Origin of the sequence: Paenibacillus sp. LjRoot153 (genome assembly GCF_964253085.1) — a bacterium.
Lineage (GTDB): Bacteria > Bacillota > Bacilli > Paenibacillales > NBRC-103111 > Paenibacillus_E.
In genome coordinates this window covers 4,059,940-4,085,458 of sequence record NZ_CAXUQH020000001.1, presented here as the reverse complement: position 1 = coordinate 4,085,458, position 25,519 = coordinate 4,059,940, and the positions used below count along the sequence as shown (strand labels likewise).

Genomic DNA, 25,519 nt, shown 5'->3' with positions numbered 1-25,519 from the left:
CAATAAAATCATACATGATAAATGATAATGAAGGATGAGTCAGAGCTAATGAACCTACAAAGTAAGGTAGTCATTGTAACGGGGGGCGGATCAGGAATCGGCGAAGCGATTGTCCGATTATTCGCAGCCCAAGGCGGAGTCGTCGCCCTGACCAAGGCATTAGCCTTAGACTATGCGCCGGATGGTGTCAGAGTGAATTGTATATGTCCGGCTGGTGTTTTTACTCCCCTCCTACAGCATTGGATTCAAGAGCAAGATGATCCGATTACGACGATTCAGATTTTGAATGATATGCATCCAATTGGCCGTCCAGCAACCTCGGAAGAAATTGCTCAAGCTGCGTTATTTCTGGCAAGCGCTCAATCGGGTTTCATTACAGGCGTTGCTCTTCCCGTCGATGGCGGAGCTTCACTTGGTTATTAATTCCATACATACAAAATAGGGAGATGTTTCTGATGAAGATTACTAAAATTGAAAGCTTTGTACTGCACGTGCCGATTACACCACCAATTACAGATGCAATTAATATCGCAACTCACTGGGGATTAGCTGGTGTTCGTATTTTTACGAACGAGGGCTTTGTTGGATACGGTTATACAGGTACTTGTGCCCATGGTGATGATATGATTGTCGATACAATCGATAAATACTATGCGCCACTTCTGATTGGCAAAGATCCGTTTATGGTAAGAGAGCTATGGAATGATATGCGTTTTGGCAAAATGCACTGGATCGGCCGATCCGGCGTTACGCACATGGCGCTTGCAGCTGTTGATATTGCGATTTGGGACATTATGGCAAAAGCCTCGAATAAACCGTTGTGGCAGTTCCTTGGCGGTGCAAAATCGCAACCGATAAAAGCCTATAATACGAATGGTGGCTGGTTGAACTGGTCGCAAGAGCGTCTGGTTAAAGATTGTGCTGAGATTGTTGAGTCAGGCTTTACGGGTGTTAAAATCAAAGTTGGTAAACCGGATTCACGTGAGGATTATGCTCGTTGTAAAGCAGTAAGAAAAGCGATCGGTGACGATGTTATTTTCATGATTGACGTCAATCAACAGTGGAATATTAATACCGCTATGACGTGGGGCAAGAAGTTGGAAGAATTCGATCTGTTCTGGTTGGAAGAGCCACTGAATCCAGATGACATTATGGGTCACAAAAAGCTAGCTGACGAGTTAAACGTTCCGATTGCTTTAGGTGAGCATGTCTATAACAAATATGCGTTCAGAGACTATATCCATCAAGGCGCTATTGAGTATTGCCAAGTAGACGTAACGCGTGTCGGGGGTATTACCGAATGGCTGCAAGTGGCAGGATTAGCAGCTTCCTATGATGTGCCGATCTGTCCGCACGTGGGCGATATGGGCCAAATTCACCTACACCTCGTCGCATCTACGCCAGGCGCGATTATGCTTGAGTACATCCCATGGATTCGTCATATTTTTGAAGAGCCGGCTACGGTGGTAAATGGACATTACGTATTGCCTCAAATGCCAGGAGCTTCGACGACTATTCTTCCAAGGTATTTCCAAGAATATCGGATTAGATAGGCTTACGACATCCATATAGGTTGCGCTAACATGGTGAAAATAGACGCACATCAACATGATCATTTCGCCAAGCCGCCTATCAAGGAAAAGTAAATGGGAGCCTGGGCAGATGAGTTTGCTGCAGCAGCCCAGCACCCCAATGTTTACTCAAATGTCTCGAGATTATATACAGTTGCAGCTGCGGACACATGGAATGCGGATGATTTGAAACCTTATATTGATTACGCTTTGGGACCCTTTGGTGCTGGATGTGTCGGGTGACAAGAACATTATCTCATTAATGGCCGCGAAAATCGCGGCTTTTTTACTTTCTGGGATGGCTGTATGTTTTTTTGTTACTCTATAAACGCTTTGGCTAAACAGATCAACATTGGTGATTTTTTACAACGTTTTGAAATCCTTATAGCGGGGATATGGTTTCTAACAGTTTACTTCAAGACAACCTTTTATTTTTATAGCTTCGTTATTGGACTAGCTCAGGTTTTGAATATAAAAGATAATCGTCCTATCGTTTTGCCATTAGGGATGATTCAGGTTGTTTATTCGCTCGTTGTCTATCCAAATGTTGCATATATGACAGAATTTGATACTAAAGCATGGATATCCTACGCTTTAGCCATTGGGCTCCTGTACCCGCTCCTTATCCTAAGTGTTGCTTCAATTCGAAAGTCGATGATAAAGAGTTAAAACAACTTGAAAAATCAATCTGATTAAAAAATTTGTGCTAAGAACATATATCTTATACCGAATTATCGTACAAGAACTTACAATTCGTTTAACGACTGTTTCTCGGTTAGCCATTACTACTCACAGCTCCTCCTACTCTAGTAATGAAAACGGACAGGGGAGTAGTAGCCGTTTTTCACCAGGGGAGTTCCAATATGTGGTATTATTGAAATGAACATTTGTGAATTAGATTGAATAAATTAGTGAGCTTATTTCTGGAAATTTAATTTTAGCCTGAGGGAGTAGTTTATGAATATAGTTTTCGCATCTGATTCGGAGTATGAATACATAAAAGAGCGAGATCATCACATTCTAGAAAACTTAATTATACCGAAGATAAGACAGAATGAAATATTCATCATAAAGAATGACGATCATGGCATTATTGGATGGATGCGTCACAGTTATTTTTGGGATAATACACCGTTCATGAATATGATTTGGATCGACGGCCCTTTTCGAAATAATGGAATTGGAAAAAAGGCAGTTCTCTTTTGGGAGTAAGAGATGAAGAAAAAAGGGTTCAAATTAGTGATGACTTCCACTTTGGCGAATGAAGACGCTCAACACTTTTATAGAAAATTAGGATATAAGGATTCGGGATGCTTATTACTTGAGGATGAACCGATAGAAATTCTGTTTACAAAGACTCTTTAGCTTAAGCAGTAATATACTAAGCAAAAGGGAATCGATAGCTTGCAGTCGGCTATGACGATGATGTCTTCCAAGTCATCAAGATACACTTTGAGAAGAAACATAAAATTACCCCTGGTATTATTGCAGGTTTGCATATATTTAGCTCACGTTTGAACTTTAATCCGCATGTACATATGTTAGTGACGATGGGTGGGTTGAAGTCAAATGGGGAGTGGAAAACGTATGATTACGTGCCGTTTGAAATGCTTAGAAAACAGTGGCAAACCGTAGTGAAAGGTATTCGTGGGTATGAGTACAAAATTACCGATGTACGTGCAACCTAGAAAGGACCGTCAGGATGAAATTGAAGTGCACCCCTTATAATGAACATTGGAAAAACCCCCTGGGTAAACCGATGAATTATAAGGGGTGCATTTTTTATGGCGATCAAAGGACAAACGTTTAAGCATTATCCAGAATCCATCAAGACAGAGGCCATTCGGTTACATATGGTGGAGGGATGGAGCTACAGAGAGATCACAGAACATTTGGAAATACATGACAAGGGTCGGGTCAAGAAGTGGATGAGGAAGTACCGCGAGTGCGGTGAAGAAAGTTTCAAGGACAAGCGTGGAGTACCGTTTCGGACAGAGACAGAGCAGGAGCGCCTGATTCGACAGTTGCAGCTAGAGGTAGATGTGCTAAAAAAGTGGTTACAAATCTTGAATCGGGAGGTGCGCAAAAGAGATACCACATCGTTAATGAACTGAAGGAAGAGCAAAGTGTAAAGGGTCTATGCTCTTACTTGGGAATAAGCAGAAGTGGTTACTACGCCTATGTAAAACGTAGTAAGACAGATCCTGACGAAGAATTAAAGCTCAAAATCCTAGCAATCTATGAGCAGCGCAATAAGATTCTAGGATACCGCCGTATTCAAGATGAGTTGTATCGTCAATACAACCTTATCGTCAATCATAAGAAGGTTCTACGCCTCATGCAGAGCCTAGGAATAAAGTCGATTATCCGACGTAAATATGTTCACCGAACCAGCCATGAAGCAGCTGTATCCGATGGGAGAATCGCTGAGAACTTGCTACAACGAGACTTCCATGCTGATGGTCCAAATCAAAAGTGGGTTACCGATGTTACGCAGTATCGTGTATTTGATGATCGCCTTTATTTGTCCGCCGTAAAGGATCTATGGAACGGAGAAATCGTGGCTTATCACATCAGTAACCGTAATGATAATCCGCTTGTACTAGAGACGTTTAGAAAGGCATTTAAAACGCAAACAGACGTGACTGGCAACATCCCGGGATTGATCGTTCACAGCGATCAGGGATACCAGTACACGTCTCATGCCTACCACGACATGCTGCCAAAGGTTGGCGCCCGAATCAGCATGTCACGCCGAGGAAATTGTTATGACAATGCCTCAATCGAAAGCTTCTTCTCTCATCTAAAAGTGGAAGCTCTCTATCCCTATGATATCCGAACCATTGAACAAGCACAAAGGCGAATTGAAGAATTTATTCGATTTTATAACGAGGAAAGAGCACAGAGAAAACTAAATAAGCTGACGCCGGTTGAGTACCGACGCCAGCTTGCTGCCTAGGGCTTTTTTCAGTGTCCATTAAATGGGGTCTTGACCAAATTTCCCTAACGGTCCTTTCTTATCTATATATCTTCCCAACCACTCAGTCATCCAGTAATGATTACACGACTAATCATTGGAAGTAATTACAGGGTATGATAAAATGATTTTGATTTAATGAGAGCCACATAGGAGAGGTTCATATGTTATCCGTGTTTCGCTACCGTCCTCATCTAAGCGTTACGGCAAAATTTATTATCATTTACCTTTCAATTCTTGCAGCCTCATTGTCCGTTACTGGACTTATCCTTTATGTGCAAGCGTCTAAATCAACAATCGCTCAAGCGCAGGTTGTTATGGAACAGAATGTACAGCAGAAGAAAGATAATATTTCCGAAAAAATCAAAATGATTGAAAACGTTTCCCAAATCATTGCTTACGATACGAAAATACAAACGTTCTTGGGCAGTGCATTTACGAACGAGTCGTTCCAACTCGAAGAATACAGGGATAACACTGCGCCTATCTTAGAAAATATAATGAGACAAAATACTTACATACATTCCATCCGTATTTATATGGAGAACAATACAATTCCTGAGTTGTATGATGGATTTTACCATTTGGATCGGATCCGGAACGAGGAAGGTTATGCGGATTTCATTCTGAATCGCGAAGGCAATTCTAACTGGATGGGTCTGCATCCAGAGAAAACAATCGTGTCCTTGCCGGGTGTGGTGGAAAAAAACGAGGTCTTCTCATTTTGCAGAAAAATGTTTTCTGCCAAATACTTAGATCTAGTCGGTTTGTTGGAAATCGAGGTGAAGCAAGAAGTTCTTTTTGATAGTCTAAACAACTCGAGTGCGAGGAATCTGGGTCGTATTTTTGTTGCCGATCATACTGGAACCATTGTATCCCAGAACATTCCTGACCTTTACAAGAAACACTTAGTTGATTTGGGTATTCCCCAATTACCAGGCGATCTGAAGTTTAACGAGATTGTCGAGATGGGTGGAAATTCTTCCATTCTCATTTCAATTCCATTGGAGGGACTCGATTTCCATGTCGTGGGGCTGTTTCCGGTCAGTAATTTTAACGGGAAAGTAAAAGATTCGTTACGCACAATGATGCTCGTGCTTCTTGTTGCGCTTTTAGTGCTGAGTGTGCTCGTTTATTTCATCACAAACGCGTTATTGGCACGAATGAAAGTGCTGGTCAAAGCGATGAAACAGGTACGAAATGGTTCACTTGATATTTCGGTACCGGTCGTATCGAACGATGAATTTTCTCAGATGGCGCTAAGTTTTAACCATATGACCAGACGCATTCATGAACTGGTGGAGACGGTATACAAAACCAAAATCATGGAGAAGGAAGCTGAGCTGAGAGCGCTGGAATCCCAAATCAAACCGCACTTTTTGTATAATACATTAGCGACGATTTCTTGGGTCGCCCGCAAATCTAACTCTCCGGAGATCACGCACCTTTCCAATACACTTGCAAAGTTTTATCGTTTGGTCTTGAACAAAGGCAGATCAATCATCATGGTCCGGGACGAGATCGAGATGGTTCGCACCTACGTGCAAATTCAGAAATTCCGGTTTGAAGATTTATTTGATATCGTGTTCGAAGTGGATGAGGAGATTTACAAGTATCATACCGCCAAAAACATCTTGCAGCCGCTCGTTGAGAACGCACTGATACACGGGATTGAACCGAAACGGGCTCACGGTACGATCATCATAAAAGCTGGCTCTAGAGATGACCGGCTGTTTTATCAGGTGATCGACGACGGCGTTGGCATACAGAAGGACAAAATCGATGCGATCCTGCAGGGTCAAGTTGATAATTCGAGCGGGAGCGGCTATGCCATAAAAAATATTATGGAACGGTTGGATGCTTATTATGGCGATCAACACAGCTTTGAACTATTCGGGAGGCCCGGTATCGGGACTGTCATCACCATCACCTTTGCGAAAGGAGTGCAGAGATAGATGTTTAAGATGCTCATAGTAGAGGATGAGAGATGGGAGCGGGAGGGACTGCTCGATTTCTTGGATTGGGGCGGTATAGGAATCGAGATTGTCGGAACCGCAGTCGACGGAATCGACGGGCTTGAGAAGTCACTCTCTCTCCTGCCAGATATTATCGTAACGGATATCCAAATGCCCGGAATGAATGGCCTTCAGATGGCCCAAAAAGTAAGGGAATGGCTTCCGGACGTTCGAATCATCGTTTTAACGGGATACGATGACTTCAGTTATGCGAGGGAAGCCATTCAGTTCGGTGCAGATAACTATGTTCTGAAGCCTGTTGAAGAAGAAGAGATGCGTAAAGTGATGGACAAGGTTGTTCGAGATTGCGAGCTGAAAAGGCGTAAAAAGCAGGAAGAAGAAGCTTTGCAGCAGGAGTTGTTATCCCGTGAGAGGGTTGCCGCTGAGAAGAAGATATCTGATTTGTTGAAGGGGCGGCGACGAGACGCCACACCGTCATCCCTGATGGATGAGCACGGTCTTAGCATCCATGGATTAGCTTACTCCGTTATGATTGTTGTAACGCCGTCAGGGGATGTTGAAAGTCGGATCCGTCAAGCGCTAAATGGATTATGCGTGGTAGTGGGGTGTGATGAAATCGATCAAGCATCGGTCGTCATTGTTCCTATTCAGGCGGAGCATCCGTTTCCTGCGGAACTGGCGGAACGACTCGTACAGGCGGCAGGCGAACTGTCGTGCATCGGTGTCGGAGAAGCAGTTCCAGAGATTGATCAGATTCATGAGTCGTATAAGCAAGCTGTAAACACCGTTCGCTTTGGCATGTTCCGGGATCGAAGAGGTTTCGTCACCTATACGGAAGTGGAGCAAGTGAAGCAGGATTTTTCTCTTCACAGTCATGAGTTTTTCAAGAAATGGCAGGAGCTCTCCCGACAGCTCCGCATTCAGGTTGCGGCTAACGATGCAGCGAAGTTGGACGAACTGCTTGAAGAGTTATTTCATGAAATTTCTCTTCATCCGGGAGCGGGCAAAGATTATATCGCTGCTCATCTCAATATCTTGATCGGGGAAATTTCACTTATGGAGGAGAACGGAACGGAGGGGACTTTCTCTGGGGAAATGCATCTAGGGCAAGATTTGTTAATGCTGAACCGATTGCAGGACATGCAAAATTATGTGCGGCACTTTATCATCGGCTTGTGGGCCAGACTGGACGAAAAGCGCAACCGCAAGGACGATTATATCGTCAATAAGGTCATCCGATTGATCGAACGGAGTTATGGCTCGAGCAGCTTCAGCTTGACCATGGCAGCGAGCGAGGTATTCCTGTCCCCGAACCATCTTAGCGTCATATTGAAAAAAGCGATAGGCAAGAGCCTTCATGAATATTTGTTGGAGTACCGGATGAAGAAAGCGGAAGAGCTGCTCCGAACGACACGGAACAAGGTATCATGGGTAGCTGAACAGGTCGGAATTCCGAATACGTCATATTTTGGTACCTTGTTCAAACAAGCTTACGGCATGACACCCGGAGAGTACCAGGAATTCATGCTGAGAAAATGAAACAGAACCCTAGCCGAGGCATATAGCCGATCTAGGGTTCTTTCTTTTTACTTGTTACTCATTTGTTGCGAAACACACTGGATCCATTGTCTAGCGATCATCTCATGTCCGGCGGGTGTCGGGTGAAACCCGTCCCATAGCCAGTAAGGTTCGGGAGCTGAGTTGCAGGCCGAAGAAAAGAGATGTTGAAGCGGCACGTGAATGCATCGGTATTTATCGGCCATTTCTTGTACAGTGCGCTGCCGCTTAGTGATCTCGACATGCCACTGCTCCCAGTTGGCCTTTACGTCTCCAACCGGCAGTATAAAAGGTTCGCATAGCACCAAGGTAACATTCGGATTAGCTTCCTTCGTTTCTTCCAAGAGCATTTCATACACGCGCGCGAATTTCTCTGAAGAAACACCGGAGCGGTTCATCCATTCACGGTGGACATCATTGACGCCTACGAGGATACTCACGATATCTGGCATCTCACCCAGGGTATCTTCCCGCCATCGCGCGTACAGGTCCACTATGCGGTTACCGCTAACTCCACGGTTGATAAAAGAAATCTGCTGTTCTGGGTAATCTGCCTGGATTCGGCTGGCGACTAAATAGGCATAACCATGGCCCATCACATGGTTCAAATCGTTGTCACGGCTGCGCCCGCCGTCCGTAATGGAGTCACCTTGGAATACGATGGTCGAAAGCTTAGGAAACATGGTTTTGCCTCCTTATAAGGTTTAGTACCCCCAAGTTATCAAGTATGCAGTTGACTGTCCATACACATGGATCAAGTTCGTTGAATTTTGATACTGAAATCGTTTTTTTGCATATTCAAGATGGCTGATAAACTTTTATAATGAGCGTAATAGGGCGGACACCAAGAAATTGACAAAAGAAAGGACGTATGACGATGAACAGTTTGCCTATGGGCCGCAGGTTGACCAAAAAGTTTTGGCATCAGCGATATTTGATGATTCTTACCTTGCCGGTTGTATTATGGATCATAATTTTTAATTATGTTCCGATGTACGGGATTATTATTGCCTTTCAGGAATATACCCCCTTCAACGGCTTTCTTCACAGTCCATGGACCGGGCTCGCGAATTTTAATGAGCTGTTTACGGATCCGACATTTCAGGAGTCACTGAAGAACACCATTCAAATCAGTGTCGCCAAATTGATTTTCGGGTTTCCAGCCCCAATCGTGCTGGCTATCCTACTTAAAGAACTGAAGCATCCTCGTTTTACAAGAATTGTGCAATCCTTTACGTATCTACCGTATTTCGTCTCTTGGGTGCTCGTGGTGGGGTTTATGTATACGCTACTCGATCCTCAAACGGGTGTTGTCTCCCAATTGCTGCAAATACTCGGTATCGTAAATAAAGACACCATGCTTATGGGAGATCCCCATTCGTTCTTGTCTTTGGTGGTCATAACGGAAATATGGAAAAATATCGGCTGGAACTCGATTATCTATTTAGCAGCTATTGCCGGCATCGATCCACAGCTTTATGAAGCCGCTTATGTTGACGGCGCAGGCCGATTCCGCCGAATCTGGCATATTACGCTCCCTGCTCTGAAGCCAACGATCGTGATTCTACTCATTTTATCGGTCGGGGGACTCATTAACTCTAATTTTGACCAAATGTTCCTGATGCAAAATTCGATGACGCAGGACGCTGCCAATGTACTATCGGTGTATGCTTATAAAATGGGGATCGTAATGGGGCGGTTCTCGTACGGCACGGCCGTCGGTTTGTTCCAATCCGTAGTGGCTTTCGGTCTCATGTATGTGACTAACTATTTATCTAGAAAATTTACGAAAGAAAGCTTGTTTTAGGAGGTTACCTATACATGATCACACATTCCAGAAGCCTTGCGGAAAAAGGATTCGATTGGTTGAACGTCCTGTTAATGCTTGCGCTTTCCATCATCACGCTGTATCCGTTTTATAACATCTTGATTACCTCGTTTAACGACCCGACAGATGCCGCACGGGGGGGGATCACGTTTTGGCCCCGCGAGTTTTCTATGGAGAACTACCTGATGGTGTTTCGGGACCCTAATATGACGCGCGCATTTGTAGTCACGATTGCCAGAACATTTATTGGTACGGCCGCAGCCGTGTTGTTTACAGGGGCTTTCGCATACGGGGTATCGAAGAAGGAACTGCTGGGGAGAAGATTCTTTCTTATTCTGGCAATCGTAACGATGTATTTCAGTGGCGGCATTATTCCGTATTATCTTCTGATTGCTAAATATCTTCATTTGAAAAATGATTTTCTCGTGTACATCATTCCGAACTTATTCAACGTGTTTAACGCCATCATCATGCTGACCTTTTTCCGAGGGATACCGATCGAGATTGAAGAATCGGCGAAAATGGACGGAGCGAACGAGTTGACCATATTTTTCCGGCTCATTATTCCAGTTTCCAAACCAGTACTCGCAACTATAGCGCTCTATAACGCTGTCATGCATTGGAATTCCTGGTACGACGCGATGCTTTTCGGAGGTGAGAAGCTGGTCACCCTGCAGCAAATTTTGATGCAGATCATTAGCTCGAATAGCAACGTGAGCATCATCGCAAGCAATTTGGGGTTCGGGAATGTGACGGCTCAATCGCTCAAGCTAGCCACCATGGTCATTACGACACTGCCGATCGTATTCAGCTACCCATTTGTGCAGAAATATTTTGTTCAGGGAATCATGATCGGATCTGTGAAAGGTTAATTAGGTTTTAAACGGGAATTCCCGTATTAGCATACTTGCAAGCATAAACAGATTTTAAGGGAGGTTTTTTCATGAAAGGACAACGCTTTAAAGCTTTGACATGTATTGCAATCGCCGTCTCGGTTCTGTCAGGATGCAGTACCCCCAAAGACACGGCGGGGGATAAAAAGCCAGACGTTTCGCCTAGTGCGAATGCCACGCAGAGTGCCAGTGCGACAAACGATCCCAATGCCTTATCGTGGAAAAAAGACACGTCCCCCTTCACATTCAGCCAATACTTCTACGGTAACTGGGCGTCCAACTACATATGGAAAGACCAATATGGCATGAAGCTGATCACGGACAAGACAGGAGTTAAAATCGATAGAAAGCTGGCCACAGGCAGCGACGACGATTACTTGAACACGATGATCGCATCCGGTGATCTCCCCGATACGATCATGCTGGATTGGAGTAATCCGAATGTAACCAAACTGATCAACAACGGCCTCGTGTATTCGATGGATGAGTTGATTGATAAATACGCACCTGAGTTTCGCAAGATGCTTGATCCGGACATGGTTAAATATCACACGATAAACGGAAAATTGTGGTACCTGCCCAACTTCTATGAGACGAAAGACAGACTGACGAGCGGCACGCCAATAACCCCGATTCGTCCCTGGTTTATCCGTAAAGATATTTATGTGGCGATTGGAAGTCCGAAGATCGAATCGACGGATGATTTACTGAATGCCCTGAAACAGGCAAAGGCGAAATTTCCGGACGTGAATCCGGTCGGTGTTGAGTTTTTCGACGTGCAGAAAAATGGCTTTAAGGGTAGTTTATCGATGGATTACCTGATCTACTCCTTCTCACCGCATCATCTGGAAGAACGTGTTAAAGAGGACAAGCAAATCGTAGAATATCCGATGCGCAATAAAGGTTTTATTGATGCTTTTCGGTTTATGAACACGTTGAATAAAAATGGTTTATTCGATCCTCAATTGCTTATTTACAAGCAGGAGCAATATCAAGAAAAATTGTATGGGGCGCAATATGCGGTAGCATCACAATTTATGGATGCTCTTTATACACAGTATAATCCTAAGATCGAGAGCACGATCGGCAAGGACAAAACGTATACGGTTCTGGACGGATTGAAGGTGAACGGTCACACGCCGAGATATCCGGCATCCCGTCTGATGGGCTGGCAAGGCTTCTTCATTACCAAGAAAGCGAAAGACCCAGGCCGCATTCTGCGTTTCGCCGAGTATTCGTGGTCGGACGAGGGACAAATGGATTTACGTTACGGCAAACAAGGAGAAACGTACGATTTGGTTGATGGCTTGCCGAAATACAAGCCGGAAATCCAAGATTTGATGCTCAAAGATAACAATGCCTGGTATGCCAAATACGGCTTTACGGCTTCCACACTCCTCTGGAGAGCTGGAAAGCTTTGGGACGATGCCTCCACACGCGACTTCAAGGAATCCAAACCGGATGAATTCGCTGCAGGAAAGCTGCTCGAGAAATACAACTTTGACAACTATTCGCTTGGTATGGAAAATCTTGAACCTGAAGGATCAACATCGGAAGGTATCATCAATATCAAGGTTAAGGATCTCTGGAACAAGACGATACCAAAGCTGATTCTTGCCAAATCGGATAGCGAATTTGACAGTATTTATGCCGAATTTATCGCTCAAATGGATAAAGTGGGGGCCGAGAAAGCCGAAAAGGTCATGTATCAACGACACCTTCTGGATCTGAGCAAAAAAGGCATAAAATAATATGTGAAAACGCAATGCCCCCCCGCTCGATTCCATTCACCGGAAATCGAACGGGGGGTTTTGCTTGTAAGTACAAGAAAGTATAAGTTTTCTGAGACATGAGAGATCTTCTTGTGGCTAGGTTCGTCAAACGTCAGTATTGGAAAACGTACTTCGTAACGGGCAGTTTTGCATGGTTGCAGCTTGGTGGAGTCAAGTTTGGTTGGTGTGAATCAGTGTAGGGATTATGTTGAAGTGGGCTTCTGAGCATCCAAACCGAATATTCATTGAGTAGGCTTTGGCGAAAGTCTCGTCGTTACAAGAGACGCGCATTCAAACATATTGCATGTTTCGATGTGTTAGAGTGAGTCCGAATTTATATTTGGGCTAATTAAGGTGGTATCACGGGGTATTCTCGTCCTTTCAAGGATGAGAATATCCCTTTTTGTTATATTCTGAGGAGGGGTAACATGACAACTGAAATTGTTCTAACAGGTATTAAGCCCACTGGTAAAGTCCATTTAGGGAAGTCCATTTAGGGAACTACATAACTGCAATAAAACCTGCACTTCAAATCGCAAAAGATAGTGATTGCATCGCACTTTACTTTATTGCTGACTATCATGCATTAACATTTATTCAGAACAGAGACGAGTTCAATGATCTGTCTTATGGTATTGCATCAACATCGTTGGCATTAGGGCTAGATCCAGATAGAGTGCTACAGTAATACAATACCTCTTTTTGAAACAGTTGATGACCTAAAAAAGCTAATAAACAAAATTAAAACAGATTCTATACCTCCTAACGAGCCCAAAGATCCAGATACATCTAATGTGTTTTTATTGTACTAAGAATTTGCTAACCCCAGCCAAATTCAAGTATTAAGGGATCAATATCAAAAAGGTATTAGTTGGGGAGAAGCAAAGCAAGAACTGTTCCGGGTCATGAATGATTATTTAGAAGAACCGCGAAATAGATACAATGAGTTAATGGCATCACCAGAAATAATTGACAGTATCCTGTTTGAAGGAGCAAAGAAAGCAAGAGCTTTAACTGCGCCTCTGCTTGAGAATGTAAAAACGAAGATAGGACGCTATAAATAGTTAGAACTTTTGATATAGAAATCAACTGATTATTCAACGGGATGGCTAAGTCTGTTTAACTAATGGGGGAACGAGAGTTCAATAACAACATGAAGAGGTATGGGTTCTAGTTTTGAAGAATGGAAAATGAAACACAGACATCTGTAAAATGAATGTCAGCGGTGCTTTGTTTGACATAAAAAAGCAGACATCAGTGGACTTTATCTAGCGTTTAGATCATTATGTGTAAGAGGACAAGATCATATATCCATTTGAATCCGCGATTTGACACTAAGTTGTTACCTTCCCCGTAGTTGTAAAACGATACAGATAAATGGTCTGTTTAACGTTATACAATACATCTTCATATCCCAAAATTCATCTTTCATTACAAGTTAATATTGATACAAAGCGATGCGAAAACAGGATCAAACTAATACAAAGGATAAACGGCCATATTCGGTTGAGTTTGTTCAACTAACGGGCAGTAGAGAGTGGTGTAATCGGAATACTTTTGTGGAATTATTTGTAAAAATAACGCAACGATATAGAATGTTTATATGTCTAATATTTGTAGAAACGGGGTATATGCATGATACGAACAAAGATAACGATTGGAGTGCTTATTGGAATCATCGGGGTGTTGGTAATGATCATAGTTATTAATTTAACGCCTGACAACAAAAATGCACTTGAAAGAAACGATATTATCCTACACCATTTCAATAAGGTGGATGTAGAGCGTTTATATGAGATGGTTCAGCGTCATAAAAATGGAAAAGGCGACTATCTCGTGCTCATTCCACCGATTATCGACGGTGGTTTCTGGATTCATGATGTGCAATCAAATGGCAGGGAGGTCACCTGGACCATTGATAACACCAGGGATGGAATGAGTTCTGAGCATGGAAAACAGGTTTACAGATGCAAGAGGATTAGCATGGATGAGACAAAAGATCATTATGTGTATACACTTAATCAATGTGACAATGAAGGTGAAAAGAGCATACCAATTTTTAGACTACTCAAGGAAGATGTTTTGTTACGCTAACGAATAACTATAGTTTAATATCAAAGGGGCTGCCGCGTTGCAGCCCTTTCCCAACTAACGGGCAGTTTAGTTGAATAAACCTTTACAGAATAAGGTGATATGATGTCGTTCTGCGAATATAATTAAGTACCATTTTTTTGTTAGGGGAGGAAAAATGAAGATCAATAAAATTTATATTCCGTTCGTCGTTATCTTTATTATTTCTTTCATTTTTTTGTTTTGGTTAATTCAACAAAATAAACCTCTGTATGATCAAATTGGAAAAGTAATTTCAGAATCTGATTCGGGCTATAGTGAATTAATACATTTACATACAGATAGAGATCGGACAATAGCATTTTATAAAACCAATAGGTCAGAGTTAGGTGTTGTGTTACTACAGAAAAAGCTTCGTGGATATAAATTAAGTCAATATATAAATAAAAGTTTAATGTTTACAGATCAAGACCTAAGCTGGCAGGGTTCAGAAAATCAAGAATTTAACATTCATATGCTTTATGGAGTAGTTAAAGATCCAGAAATAACTCAGATTCTTATAATTAGTGAGGGAGATAAGACAGCTCATATTATAAATAATGGCGAATATTCGATTTGGTACTCGTTGGTAGAAAACGGTTTGAAGATGCCTATTACTATTCGGGCAACGAATAAAAAAGGTGAAATATTGTATGAAACTGGTGATGTTAGTTTTTGGAATGATTAGAACTCACCCCGCTAACAGGCAGTTTAGTTCCAATATGTGGTAATATAATGGCATTGAACAAAGTGGGAGGAACTTGAATGTCATATCCATTTGATTGCATTACGGAATTTATGTTTTTTGAAACAAATATTGATCCCGCTGATGTCATCATGATTCCTGGAGGAAGCCATCCACAGCTGATGGAAAAAGCAGCTGAACTGTTCCATCAGGGCTTAGCACCCTATATATTGCCTTCAGGTGGTTCGACACCGAATGTAAAAACTACGGAATGGGAATTTCTTCGTGATATTGGAATTGCACTTGGCGTACCCGAAAATGCTATCCTCCGAGAAGATAAAGCAACCAACACCTTTGAAAACTCAAGATTTTCCAAGCATGTACTTCATGAAAATTAACAAAGATAATTGGTTTCTTGATGAGAAGAAAATTACTTCCGTTATGAAAGAACTAACCAAGGTTGGACAATATTTTGCGCATCATATACCGAATTGGGTAGTGCGTTGACCTATCGAGTAACGATAGCTCAAAAAACATCAGGAGAGGCTATCGACAGCAATGAAACGGTAGCTTTCTTAGGGATGTTCAGGATAATTTAGTTAGATTATCAAATAAATGTATACTCGATTTTATATAAATAAGGGGATCGACTCATGCAAGGGTATAACGTTCTTCTGATATACAGTAAAGATATGGATCGGCTGTTAATGTGCAAACGATTAAAGAACCCTTATAAAGGTTTAAGTAATCTGGTTGGCGGCAAAATCGAGAGTGGAGAAACGGGGATTGAAGCTGCTTACAGAGAACTTTATGAAGAAACCAGCATTTCAAAAGATGATGTTACTTTGCATCATGTAATGGATTTTAAATACTATTTGCATCATTGCTATGTTGAAGTTTTTGTCGGCAAATTGAAGCGTGATGTCAAGGTCTCAGGGGATGAAAATGAATTATATTGGTCTGATTTGAATCAAGATTTTTTCGATATGACCCTATTTGCAGGTGAAGGAAAAATTGGGCATATGATTGAACAAGTGAAAATGATATTTGTTTGTAGAAAATATGAAGTGAACCCACTTCTGAAAGGCGATGTATTGCCATTATTCAAGCAAATGATAACCTAATAATCGTCCAACAATTTTGATTGTAAATACTACAAATATAAGTGTTCCAATTAAGAATAATATCATATTAGGACGTCCAGGCTTTCCAATCACATCCAGTATCACAATAGGCCATTCCAAATACCACCAGAGCAACCTTCGCTCTTTTTTTTCGGTTCTATAATTTTTCGCATGTTTCATTGCGTCCTTTAATGGCCTGTAAACAAAGAAGCCGCAGCCAGCCATCATAACCAGACCGAAGATCCACGCAAAAAACATTTCCTTCATATCATGACTCCTAATTAGTAATTAAGTGTATAATCTCTCTATAATCTCTCCACATATCCAATGATATACATATCTGATTATTAAACATGATTCATTACGCTAACGGATAACTATAGCTTAATAAAAACACCAGGAAGGCAGTCGACACCAAGCGGCTGCCTATTCCCCGCTACGGGCAGGATTATATGGTGGCGTTCTGGAATTATTCATGGTATAACAAGTCGTATTTTCATGGAGGGTGTACATGCTGAAACCATTGTTTGGGTATTTCCAACAGATAAAAGAATAGCGAGCATTCACAGCATTCTCATTACAGATGACGGATCACTTATTATGGTTTGGGATAAAAACGAAGAAAACCTTACTACGGTTGGTGGTAGAATAGAAAATAACGAGGATTTAGATGCTGCTCTTGATCGTGAGACAGTCGAAGAAGCTGGTCTTATTTTAAAACCATATAGATTGCCTATTGCATCGTGGTATTGGGAAAGTACGGATACATATACTGTTTTCGTTTTAGCAAGAGTTAAGGAGTATTTAGAAATACCAAAAGGCTTTGAGACAACTGGGCGTGTTATCATGAATTTCGAAACCGCACGCCAGATGATTTTAAGATTTGAAGGAAAAGGGTTACGTACAGAACTTCTAGATATCGTTGAAGCGGTTTACGATCAGTTCTTATCACTTCACTAACGGGTAACGAGAGCTCAATAATAACATTAATGACGGCTGAGGAAGTGGTGGAGAGGCTTGACCGGTTATTCAACCCTAAGTGAATATGTCCTACTCTAGATCATTTTAATCCTGTGGATACACCTAAGTCGGATTTTGTTTAGTGGCTTTTCCGTTTTGATCGAAAAATGGCTTACTTTGATTGGAATGACGAATTAAAGACTATGTATAAATGTAGCTCTAAAAAAATAAGACTCAAAAGTGAAACAGCTTCCTCATCTTTCGAGGAAGCTGTTTCACTTTTGAGTCTTATTTCACAAATTATATTACTATCTCAATAAATTTAGATCAAACTAAGCATTAACGGTCTCAGGTCTTTTTATTTGTAGCGGAGGAGGAACAAGCCAACCTTTTTCTTTGCTCATCTCCAGTATTTTAAGGCCTATTGCTGTTTTAGTTATGTGGTATTTTGCAAATAAAGCACCTATATCCACTCTAATTGATTGACCCATAGCTTGACTGCAGGCAACTAATCCCAATGAAACGTCAGCTGCAATTTTGGCTGCAATCTCGGGATCAGCGAATCTTGCACCGACTGGGATATCCTCGAGTTTAACTGCTGGTCTTTCAGGCATTGTTGGAACTGTGGCAATTCCGTTATCAATAAGTATTTTATCTAATTCTTTTATTTCAAGATTTGCTTGATCAATGAGACCGTCGAGTATCTTTTTAAGATCTTTGTCTCCTGAATGATTTAAATATGCTTGATAACAGGATACAGCTCCTTTAGCAACTGTGGATGCTGTCCATACACTAAAGATTTCCCCGTAGTGTAGAGGTTCATCTTTTGGATTACCGCTTAAAATTCCCATATGAGTGTATCTCCTTTTTTCCTAATTTAATGACACTTGATTATCATATCCATTTGTTCCTTTAAAATTCATGTGTCCTTCGCCTTCGATTTACCCTCAACCGTTAAAAATGCATCACTTGCAATAAGAGCCCTGTCCTATCTCGAAATAGCAAGAGGTGTCCAGGCGTATGACCTGGTGTATGGATCCATCGCCATCCACTACAGCGCCAACGTGATTAAAGTGCCCATGCGTTAGAACGATGGCCTTTGGTATCGATTCTGCGCCAAAATGATCTTTGACATATTAAAAATGCGGTGGCAGATTGCAGTATAACCATATCAACTAACACCCCAACCTTCAGCAGTTCCAACCAAACATATATTTACGATCTGATTGGTATAGCAGAATAGATCATGGCTAACCTCATCACCAACACCTTCATCGGTATAAAATTATCTGCCAAGCCTCAAAAAAAGAGGTCGACCAGAAATATCTGGTGACCTCATAACAACAGCCTGACACACAAGAAAGCACAACACAAATTCATGAGCTTTTGCTCTAGGAACAAGAAAATAGATGGTGGTTATAGACACAAACCAGACTAGCAGCAATAAATTTCGTTCCATGTCCATGGATTTAGCTTGTACATGGAAGGAGGCTCCTATGTATAGTGTACTTCTTTTTATTCATACTCTCGTGGGTGGTGATACTTAGGTAAAAACACAACACTGTTTACTTGTTGTCCGTCATAGACACGAACTTGCAGGGTTCCCTTAAAAATATTTTATTATCCAGGCACTTGAACCACATTCAGTCATATATAGGTGATAGCAGTTCGAACCAGGTTGAGGAGGATTTTATACAAATGATGTTACCGAGTGAAAAGTATTTTGGTAAGTTTGAAGCGGTTTTTTTATTTTACGGGGCCATGCCTACAGGCGTTACTGTTTCTGAAACTGGGCGCATTTTTATTTGCATGCCAAAATGGGGAGACGATGTTAAATTTACGGTGGCTGAAATTGTTCGCGGTACATTACAGCCCTATCCTAGTTTAGACGCTAATTTGGTAAGCCAATCGAATATCACAACGTCCTTCATTAGTGTCCAAAGTATCGTTGCTGATGGAAAGGGAACGCTTTGGGTACTGGATACGGGGGCTCCTAATTTCTCAGAACCCATCAAAGGGGGGGCGAAGTTAGTCGCTGTAGATTTAAATACAAATACGATAAGAAGTGTATTTACATTTACAGAGGATGTTGTCCTGCCAACCACTTATCTGAATGATGTCCGATTTGATTTTCGTGTTGGTAAAGCAGGTTATGCTTATATAACGGATTCGTCTTCCCGAGGACCGGGTGCCATTATTGTCGTTGATTTAGAAACGGGTTATGGCTGGAGACGGTTAAACGGGGCAAATTCAACTTCGCCCGATCTCTTTCTTTTACCGAAAGTCGAAGGTGAAATCCTGATGAATCGAAACAAAGATGGATCTACTTCACCCTTTAGATTGGCCTCTGATGGTATAGCAATTTCCCCGGACGGCAAGATTTTGTATTTTTGTCCTCTCTCCAGTCGACAACTGTACTCGATTTCAACGGAAGTCCTAAGAGACCGAACGATACCGGATATGAATTTACAGGATCACGTGAAGTATTGGGGAGAAAAAGGTGCTTCAGATGGAATGATCACCGGTGCAAAAGGCACCCTTTATGCTGGAGATTACGAAAACAACAGTATTCGAAAGATATTGCCGAATGGCATCATGGAAACGATCGCACATGATCCGAGAATTTTATGGCCGGATACTTTTTCGATTGGTCCAGATCAATACTTATATTTCATCGTGAACCAATTACATCGACAGGCAAGATTTCATTATGGAAATGACCTGCGGCAGAAGCCTTATAGTTTACTCCGTATGAAAATAGACGAACCACCTGCTCCTACCTTTTAATAAATATTTCACTATACAAAATTGACTCTATTTGCATAGAAAATGTATTTTATAACTTTAGGGTTATAAAGAATTTGGAGGCTGCCGCTCCGCAGCCTGTTCAGCTATCGGAAAACGTTAGTTCAATAACAACAAGAGAAGGCAGCCGACCTAATGATCGGTTGCCTTTTCTCAACTAACGGGCAGGATAGTTAAATAATGCATCTTTGAAGAAAATGAATATTCCATGCAAATGTGTTAAATATAGTATCCTGTCCATACATATAGAAAAGCAAAATGTATGGGAAGGGATGAACTAAATGAAAATTGCCTTGTATATTATTACTGTTATTAGCTTATTTGTATCAGTAGCTTGCAGTAACTCGTTTAGTGAATCGGATGCCGTAAAATATACGTTAGCCAAGAAACATGAGTTAAATGACCCTCATTTATATGTTGATTTTCCAAAACGAAATGGAACCAGAATTATTAAGGTCACGATAGGTGGGATGTATGGAAATACAACCAATTTAAAGTTAATAACTAGTGTTAAACTGATTGATAAAGAAACATACGAAGTTACCCTTATCAAAGATTGGAACTATAAGGTAAATGATATAAGAGTGAGTAGCTTTTGGGTATTTAAGGTTACACAAAGCAATGTGACTCTTTTAAAAAAAGACAACAAGGATGATTTACTGGCTGTAATAGGTTGATGATTAGAGTATAGTGTCCGCATCCCAGCCAAGTAAATTAGGCTAACGGTCAACTATAGTTAAACATCTGAAGGGCTGCCGTCATGGTAGCCCTTCACCCCGCTAACGGGCAGTTATGCTCAATGAGCGGTTGTGATAAAATGGAAAAAGAGGTGATTCCATTGTTGAGAAATATCGCGTTTACATTCTTACTAATAATTGGAGCGTTATTTCTGTTTATTGCTTCTATTCCGCTTTTTAATGCCTATCCATATAGTGATGGACCGAATTTAGGCCCTTCAAGCACTTGGGAATTGATTCGAATGATCTCATACCAATCATGGGCATTGTTTTTAATTATTGGACTAGTGTTTTTGATATCTTCGGTTTTAGGGCTACGAAAAAGGTTTCTCTTAAAAAAATTTTGTGCTAACGAAAAACGATAATGAAACAATTAATGATAAAGGTGATGAAATGAGCACAGATTTTCAGGATTATATGCGATCAAATTTACATGGAATGTCATTAGATCCTCCACTATTTTATAACTCCGATATAGGAATTCGGTTTGAGTTGGGTATCCCATATAGGGGAATAGAAGACCCCGCGTATTTTGAAACAGTTAAAAAACGTTCTGTGACTTTGTTTGAGTCATTATTTTCAGAAAGTGACGAAATGTATATTGTTAGACGGACATTTGAAACAAAGCCACCTTATGTGTTAATTAATCCCGACGGGGTTAATGTATTTGTAAAATATGTTGATACGGAGATCGCAAAACAGGTTATTTGTTACGAAGAAGTACCAGACTACGATGAAGATACTAACCAGTTATCGGGATATTTCAAAAGTTATAGCTTGTTATGTCGTGTAAAAAAAGTAGATTACAAGGGCACATTGGAAGCCATTGGCTATGCTGATTTCCCGAGTAAGGGGAATTACATTTCGGATCGAATTTACTTCATACACCCTAAGAAGAATATTGTGTTTCATATGTATGATGACCGCGGACTGGACATAGTTGCAGTCCGAACGGAGGATTTAATGAAATTGTATAGCGATTTTAATGATTGGATTTTAGATTATGACAGGGAAAAGATTGATCGAATATTTGGAATGAGATGAAAAACAGCGAACTGCTTGCTGAACTAAAGAGGAACTATAGTTGAACAAGCGTAAAAAGGCTGCCGCGTGCAGCCTTTTGTGCTAACGGGCAGGTTAGCGTGGTAAAATAGGGTGAAAACTAACTAAAAAAGGAGGATTTTTTATAGCTTTAGCTCATGACTTTGTTCTTATCTCAAAACGTAAATTCAAGGAATTTTCCATAGCCGGTATTTATCATTACATTGCATGCAATTCGGAAAAAGTTGTTCAAATACATGACGACATGTTTGGTTATATGCAAGATTCATTGAATTGGATTGAAACCTTAAATCCGGATAAGCAAAACGAACGTATGTTAGGATTTAATTACTACGGACGCTCGATAATTGATAAGAATGGTGCGGTAAAGTTTATAAAGATTATGAAAGCTTGGTACTGTATCTTTGATGAAGCTCCTGAAGATATAATTTTAACAGGGCGGTATACTTGGAGTGAAGATGATGAAGGTCAACAATCAACTGGTGAATATGAAAGATTAAAATTTAACAGAAGAGAAGTCCTTGATTTATTAAATCGATTAACTGAATTTGAAAATATTAAGGATTCGTTGCACGCCTATCAAATGGCGAAACGGTGCAATGTGAAGCGTGTAATGTTTGAAGCTATACGTTGGGGTGAAAAAAATGCTCGCATCAACTCCATTTCTCCAGGAATTATCGTAACACCATTGGCTATAGACGAGTTCAATGGTCCTAGAGGAGATTTCTATAAGAATATGTTTTCCAAGTGTCCTGCTGGACGTCCAGGAACAGCAGATGAGGTTGCAAACGTGGCTGAGTTGCTGATGATGCCACATGGCGCTTTCATTACCGGATCTGATTTCCTAATTGACGGTGGAGCGACAGCTTCTTATTTTTACGGATTACTAAAACCAGTAGAATAATGAAAGTAGTCAATATCACCATGGGATGAGGATAGGATGGAGGATCCTATAAATCCAACTAGCTTAAACAAACAATTTAAAATACAAGGGTCATTACGGAGGTCATTCAGCATGCAGGACAGGAGACCTCCGATTCTAACAGCCAATGAATATGGGGGGTGAGATGACGCTTGGAAATCGCTGAATGGTTCTACTGGAGCAATCTTGTCTCCTTCCGGCTCAAGAGCAACACAGGCGGGGATTTGTATAGCGAGGGAGCTTTCATTATCTTTACTAGTGGGGAAACCGCAGGTTTTGAGTGCCGCTTGGTCAGCTCATAGACAGTGTTGCTACAATCAATTGGGTCGTCTTTCGGGTTTTATAAGTCGATTCCATTCCTAAATAAAGTTAAGCAGGGCGATGAGATCCTGCTTTTGGCAGTCAGTCAATGAGACCGACTGCTTTTTCTATAAGTAATAACGACATACGTTTAGGTAATAGGAGGAGGACAACCATGCTGTGGATATGAGCAGACTTAACAGAGGGAGAGCATTTCTACTAAGCGTTATATTCATTTTGGTAATTATCGTTGTTACCAGTTTCAATGCGCACTTAGCTGGAAAGATATTGGCTGGTGGTTTGCTTATTCTGGGCGCTTCCGGTATCGGATCGGGCTTTAGAAATAAAGAAGAAGGTGGTTGGACTTTTCATCCGCTGATACTTAGTATTGGACTACTGTGTACGTTTATTGGGGTTAGTCTAAGTGGGCAATGAAATGAATGGAAAAACGGACATGCTTCAGTTTTGAAGAAAATTCAATTCTTACCACAGATGATTAAGCTAACGCAGAACCACCAGAAATGGTGGTTTTTGTTGTTTTAGGTTATTTCAAATTGGATATGGGAACAACTTATCATGTATCTATATGCAGAAAACAAAGAATTTTTTCATGGCGTTTGGAATTTAAAATCAATCGGTAAGGGAGATTATTTTACATGTCGCACGTAGTTGGGAGTGCAATCTTTGCAATTATAGGATTTTTGATGATTTTTATTATTTTTCTAATTGGCTTTTTTATATTCGACTTTCATTTATTAAAGGAGCTAATAACAAATCTACGTTCTAGACCCATATTATTAATTCTTATACTTCTTGGTTTATTTGTATTTTGGATAATATTTAATCTTTTAAGAGGCTCGTTACAGATTGAACCCTAGCTATTAGCCACTTTTTGAGGTGGTTTTTTGCTGCTCCGATACCATCGTGTTTGTTTCCTCCACCTCTCTCAGCGCCGTTTTCCCGCTTTGCCCTCCATATAGTCCATTACGCTAAAGGCGAACGAGAGCTCAATAAACAATTAAATGAAGCTGCCGCGCGAAGGAACGGCAGCTTCATTACGTTAACGGGCAGAATATCGTAGCGAAACATTAAGTAGTTGGCAACGTATAGAGCTATACCTACATCTTTTGGAAAGTCGTTGTATGAGGCGAAACTGTCACAGCAGCAGTAAAGCATTTGGAATGAAATTAAGAAGCGGAGTGATTATTTGAAAATGAAAGATGTCGGAAATGGTGCTTTCATAGGCGTTGGAATTGCTTTAGGTGTCGCATTTGGAGCAGTATTCGGTAATGTAGGTCTTGGAATTGCATTTGGAATTGTAGTCGGATTAGCAATCGCTATGTTTAGAAATAACAAAAATAAAGATCAATAATTAAGGTAAACTATTCACCTAATTAGTAGAAAAAATCATTACTTCACAAACGAAGAACGTTAGTTATAAAGTGAGCAGATTGCCGAGGGTCGGAAACTGCTCCTTTTTTCTTTAACGGACAGGATTGTGTAAAGCCAACATTGATAAGATGTGAAGTACGTCTATTCATTTGAATGCATTAAAAAGGGGGGATTCGCTTGGAATGGAGCTTAGAGGATGTAGAAAAAACGAAACTATTGAACCCGAATACTTTTTTCATCCCAAGTTAAAAGATCGGCAAAAGCAAAAGAAAGGCGATTTAGTCAGATTGCACTTTGTTCTAAATCACACTTCTGAGAATGATCCTCGCGCGGAAAGAATGTGGGTGGAAATTACCGAGAAGAAGTTATTTAGTCACAAATATATCGGGATTCTAACCAACCAGCCAACATACATTAACTCATTACATGCTGGTGATAAAATCGACTTTGAGCCAAAGCATATTGGCAGAATCATAATCCCAAAAGGCGATCAACGTTGGTTGGATAGTGGTGAAAAAATGGCTCTGGTCTCTAATAAGTGCTTGGAAGAAAGTGCTTGCGATCGGTGGCTCTATCGCGAAACTCCCGACCGAGAGGAAGACAGCGGTTGGAGGTTGTTCGAAGGCACCGAAACCGATAAGTACAATAGTGATTCTTCAAACATTAGAATCGTAAACATATACTCTTTATTAGATAAGGATCCTAGTCTAATAACACCTCTAAGAGGCGCGCCCGGAACTGCTTTCGAAAGAGAAAACATTAATAGTCGATGGATCCGGCAAGATCGGTGGCCTGTTCAGTTAAAACAAATGTAGTATTGAAACCATAACTGGAAACCCAAGCTTCATG

27 protein-coding genes and 3 pseudogenes are annotated in these 25,519 nt (G+C 41.1%); 26 read left to right on the top strand and 4 right to left on the bottom strand.

What is annotated here, in order from left to right; all coding sequences use genetic code 11:
• Positions 1 to 21 precede the first annotated feature (21 nt).
• The 10 genes and pseudogenes from ACSQ8P_RS17515 (at position 22) to ACSQ8P_RS17470 (ending at position 8,063) form a co-directional block, all read left to right on the top strand.
• A complete protein-coding gene (locus ACSQ8P_RS17515) occupies positions 22 to 423 on the top strand; it encodes an SDR family oxidoreductase (protein ID WP_436236325.1) in 402 nt (133 codons plus the stop codon).
• A gap of 32 nt (positions 424 to 455) precedes the next feature.
• Positions 456 to 1,553 (top strand): mandelate racemase/muconate lactonizing enzyme family protein, encoded by a 1,098-nt coding sequence (locus tag ACSQ8P_RS17510; RefSeq protein ID WP_436236324.1) that lies wholly within the window; start codon positions 456 to 458, stop codon positions 1,551 to 1,553.
• 93 nt (positions 1,554 to 1,646) lie between these two features.
• Positions 1,647 to 1,814: a hypothetical protein gene (locus ACSQ8P_RS17505; RefSeq protein ID WP_436236323.1), complete on the top strand. Its 168-nt coding sequence runs from the start codon at positions 1,647 to 1,649 to the stop codon at positions 1,812 to 1,814.
• Between the two features lie 90 nt (positions 1,815 to 1,904).
• Complete coding sequence (locus tag ACSQ8P_RS17500; protein WP_436236322.1) at positions 1,905 to 2,240, top strand: GerAB/ArcD/ProY family transporter; 336 nt, start codon at positions 1,905 to 1,907, stop codon at positions 2,238 to 2,240.
• Between the two features lie 288 nt (positions 2,241 to 2,528).
• Positions 2,529 to 2,936 (top strand): annotated as a pseudogene (locus ACSQ8P_RS17495) (GNAT family N-acetyltransferase).
• 77 nt (positions 2,937 to 3,013) lie between these two features.
• A pseudogene (locus tag ACSQ8P_RS17490) lies at positions 3,014 to 3,208 on the top strand (transposase); the annotation flags it as partial.
• 147 nt (positions 3,209 to 3,355) lie between these two features.
• Positions 3,356 to 3,685, top strand: a complete 330-nt coding sequence (locus ACSQ8P_RS17485; protein ID WP_436236321.1) for a transposase — start codon at positions 3,356 to 3,358, stop codon at positions 3,683 to 3,685.
• Positions 3,625 to 4,530 carry an IS3 family transposase gene (locus tag ACSQ8P_RS17480; RefSeq protein ID WP_436236320.1) on the top strand — a complete coding sequence of 302 codons (906 nt, stop codon included), beginning with the start codon at positions 3,625 to 3,627 and terminating at the stop codon, positions 4,528 to 4,530. The genes ACSQ8P_RS17485 and ACSQ8P_RS17480 overlap by 61 nt, the downstream gene beginning before the upstream one ends.
• Before the next feature lie 182 nt (positions 4,531 to 4,712).
• Positions 4,713 to 6,503 carry a cache domain-containing sensor histidine kinase gene (locus ACSQ8P_RS17475; protein WP_436236319.1) on the top strand — a complete coding sequence of 597 codons (1,791 nt, stop codon included), beginning with the start codon at positions 4,713 to 4,715 and terminating at the stop codon, positions 6,501 to 6,503.
• Positions 6,504 to 8,063: a response regulator gene (locus ACSQ8P_RS17470; protein ID WP_436236318.1), complete on the top strand. Its 1,560-nt coding sequence runs from the start codon at positions 6,504 to 6,506 to the stop codon at positions 8,061 to 8,063.
• Between the two features lie 47 nt (positions 8,064 to 8,110).
• On the opposite strand, the gene ACSQ8P_RS17465 is transcribed toward ACSQ8P_RS17470, so the two are convergent.
• Positions 8,111 to 8,764, bottom strand: a complete 654-nt coding sequence (locus tag ACSQ8P_RS17465) for an SGNH/GDSL hydrolase family protein (protein ID WP_436236317.1) — start codon at positions 8,762 to 8,764, stop codon at positions 8,111 to 8,113.
• A gap of 194 nt (positions 8,765 to 8,958) precedes the next feature.
• Here ACSQ8P_RS17465 and ACSQ8P_RS17460 point away from each other — a divergent pair, with 194 nt between their 5' ends.
• From ACSQ8P_RS17460 to ACSQ8P_RS17425, 8 genes are all read left to right on the top strand, one after another.
• A complete protein-coding gene (locus ACSQ8P_RS17460) occupies positions 8,959 to 9,888 on the top strand; it encodes an ABC transporter permease (RefSeq protein ID WP_436236316.1) in 930 nt (309 codons plus the stop codon).
• A 14-nt stretch (positions 9,889 to 9,902) separates the two neighbouring features.
• Positions 9,903 to 10,781: a carbohydrate ABC transporter permease gene (locus ACSQ8P_RS17455; RefSeq protein ID WP_436236315.1), complete on the top strand. Its 879-nt coding sequence runs from the start codon at positions 9,903 to 9,905 to the stop codon at positions 10,779 to 10,781.
• A gap of 71 nt (positions 10,782 to 10,852) precedes the next feature.
• Positions 10,853 to 12,553, top strand: coding sequence for a hypothetical protein (locus ACSQ8P_RS17450; RefSeq protein ID WP_436236314.1), 1,701 nt, complete (start codon positions 10,853 to 10,855; stop codon positions 12,551 to 12,553).
• Positions 12,554 to 13,479: 926 nt separating this feature from the next.
• On the top strand, positions 13,480 to 13,638 hold the full coding sequence (locus ACSQ8P_RS17445) for a hypothetical protein (protein ID WP_436236313.1): 159 nt from the start codon (positions 13,480 to 13,482) through the stop codon (positions 13,636 to 13,638).
• Positions 13,639 to 14,209: 571 nt separating this feature from the next.
• The gene (locus tag ACSQ8P_RS17440; protein WP_436236312.1) at positions 14,210 to 14,668 is read left to right on the top strand and encodes a hypothetical protein; all 459 of its coding nucleotides are present in this window, start codon (positions 14,210 to 14,212) and stop codon (positions 14,666 to 14,668) included.
• Positions 14,669 to 14,822: 154 nt separating this feature from the next.
• The gene (locus tag ACSQ8P_RS17435) at positions 14,823 to 15,371 is read left to right on the top strand and encodes a hypothetical protein (protein ID WP_436236311.1); all 549 of its coding nucleotides are present in this window, start codon (positions 14,823 to 14,825) and stop codon (positions 15,369 to 15,371) included.
• Between the two features lie 77 nt (positions 15,372 to 15,448).
• A complete protein-coding gene (locus ACSQ8P_RS17430; protein ID WP_436236310.1) occupies positions 15,449 to 15,766 on the top strand; it encodes a YdcF family protein in 318 nt (105 codons plus the stop codon).
• 255 nt (positions 15,767 to 16,021) lie between these two features.
• Entirely contained in the window at positions 16,022 to 16,492 is a 471-nt protein-coding gene (locus tag ACSQ8P_RS17425) for an NUDIX hydrolase (RefSeq protein WP_436236309.1), read from the top strand.
• Here the strand turns inward: ACSQ8P_RS17425 and ACSQ8P_RS17420 are convergent.
• A complete protein-coding gene (locus ACSQ8P_RS17420) occupies positions 16,469 to 16,759 on the bottom strand; it encodes a hypothetical protein (protein WP_436236308.1) in 291 nt (96 codons plus the stop codon). The two genes, ACSQ8P_RS17425 and ACSQ8P_RS17420, sit on opposite strands and share 24 nt — an antisense overlap.
• A gap of 231 nt (positions 16,760 to 16,990) precedes the next feature.
• Between ACSQ8P_RS17420 and ACSQ8P_RS17415 the strand changes: the two genes are divergently transcribed.
• On the top strand, positions 16,991 to 17,452 hold the full coding sequence (locus ACSQ8P_RS17415) for an NUDIX hydrolase (RefSeq protein WP_436236307.1): 462 nt from the start codon (positions 16,991 to 16,993) through the stop codon (positions 17,450 to 17,452).
• 332 nt (positions 17,453 to 17,784) lie between these two features.
• Here ACSQ8P_RS17415 and ACSQ8P_RS17410 read toward each other — a convergent pair whose 3' ends face one another.
• Complete coding sequence (locus ACSQ8P_RS17410) at positions 17,785 to 18,303, bottom strand: DUF3231 family protein (protein WP_436236306.1); 519 nt, start codon at positions 18,301 to 18,303, stop codon at positions 17,785 to 17,787.
• Between the two features lie 80 nt (positions 18,304 to 18,383).
• Positions 18,384 to 18,499: pseudogene (locus ACSQ8P_RS17405) on the bottom strand (MBL fold metallo-hydrolase); the annotation flags it as partial.
• Positions 18,500 to 19,144: 645 nt separating this feature from the next.
• On the opposite strand from ACSQ8P_RS17405, the gene ACSQ8P_RS17400 reads away from it, so the two are divergent.
• The 7 genes from ACSQ8P_RS17400 (at position 19,145) to ACSQ8P_RS17370 (ending at position 25,485) form a co-directional block, all read left to right on the top strand.
• Complete coding sequence (locus ACSQ8P_RS17400; RefSeq protein WP_436239543.1) at positions 19,145 to 20,239, top strand: L-dopachrome tautomerase-related protein; 1,095 nt, start codon at positions 19,145 to 19,147, stop codon at positions 20,237 to 20,239.
• A 299-nt stretch (positions 20,240 to 20,538) separates the two neighbouring features.
• On the top strand, positions 20,539 to 20,934 hold the full coding sequence (locus ACSQ8P_RS17395) for a hypothetical protein (protein ID WP_436236305.1): 396 nt from the start codon (positions 20,539 to 20,541) through the stop codon (positions 20,932 to 20,934).
• A gap of 405 nt (positions 20,935 to 21,339) precedes the next feature.
• A complete protein-coding gene (locus tag ACSQ8P_RS17390; RefSeq protein WP_436236304.1) occupies positions 21,340 to 22,038 on the top strand; it encodes a DUF3885 domain-containing protein in 699 nt (232 codons plus the stop codon).
• 274 nt (positions 22,039 to 22,312) lie between these two features.
• Positions 22,313 to 22,960, top strand: a complete 648-nt coding sequence (locus ACSQ8P_RS17385; RefSeq protein WP_436236303.1) for an SDR family oxidoreductase — start codon at positions 22,313 to 22,315, stop codon at positions 22,958 to 22,960.
• A gap of 498 nt (positions 22,961 to 23,458) precedes the next feature.
• On the top strand, positions 23,459 to 23,713 hold the full coding sequence (locus ACSQ8P_RS17380; RefSeq protein WP_436236302.1) for a hypothetical protein: 255 nt from the start codon (positions 23,459 to 23,461) through the stop codon (positions 23,711 to 23,713).
• 778 nt (positions 23,714 to 24,491) lie between these two features.
• Positions 24,492 to 24,650 (top strand): hypothetical protein, encoded by a 159-nt coding sequence (locus ACSQ8P_RS17375; protein WP_436236301.1) that lies wholly within the window; start codon positions 24,492 to 24,494, stop codon positions 24,648 to 24,650.
• Positions 24,651 to 24,852: 202 nt separating this feature from the next.
• Positions 24,853 to 25,485 carry an immunity protein Imm33 domain-containing protein gene (locus tag ACSQ8P_RS17370; protein WP_436236300.1) on the top strand — a complete coding sequence of 211 codons (633 nt, stop codon included), beginning with the start codon at positions 24,853 to 24,855 and terminating at the stop codon, positions 25,483 to 25,485.
• Positions 25,486 to 25,519: the final 34 nt, after the last annotated feature.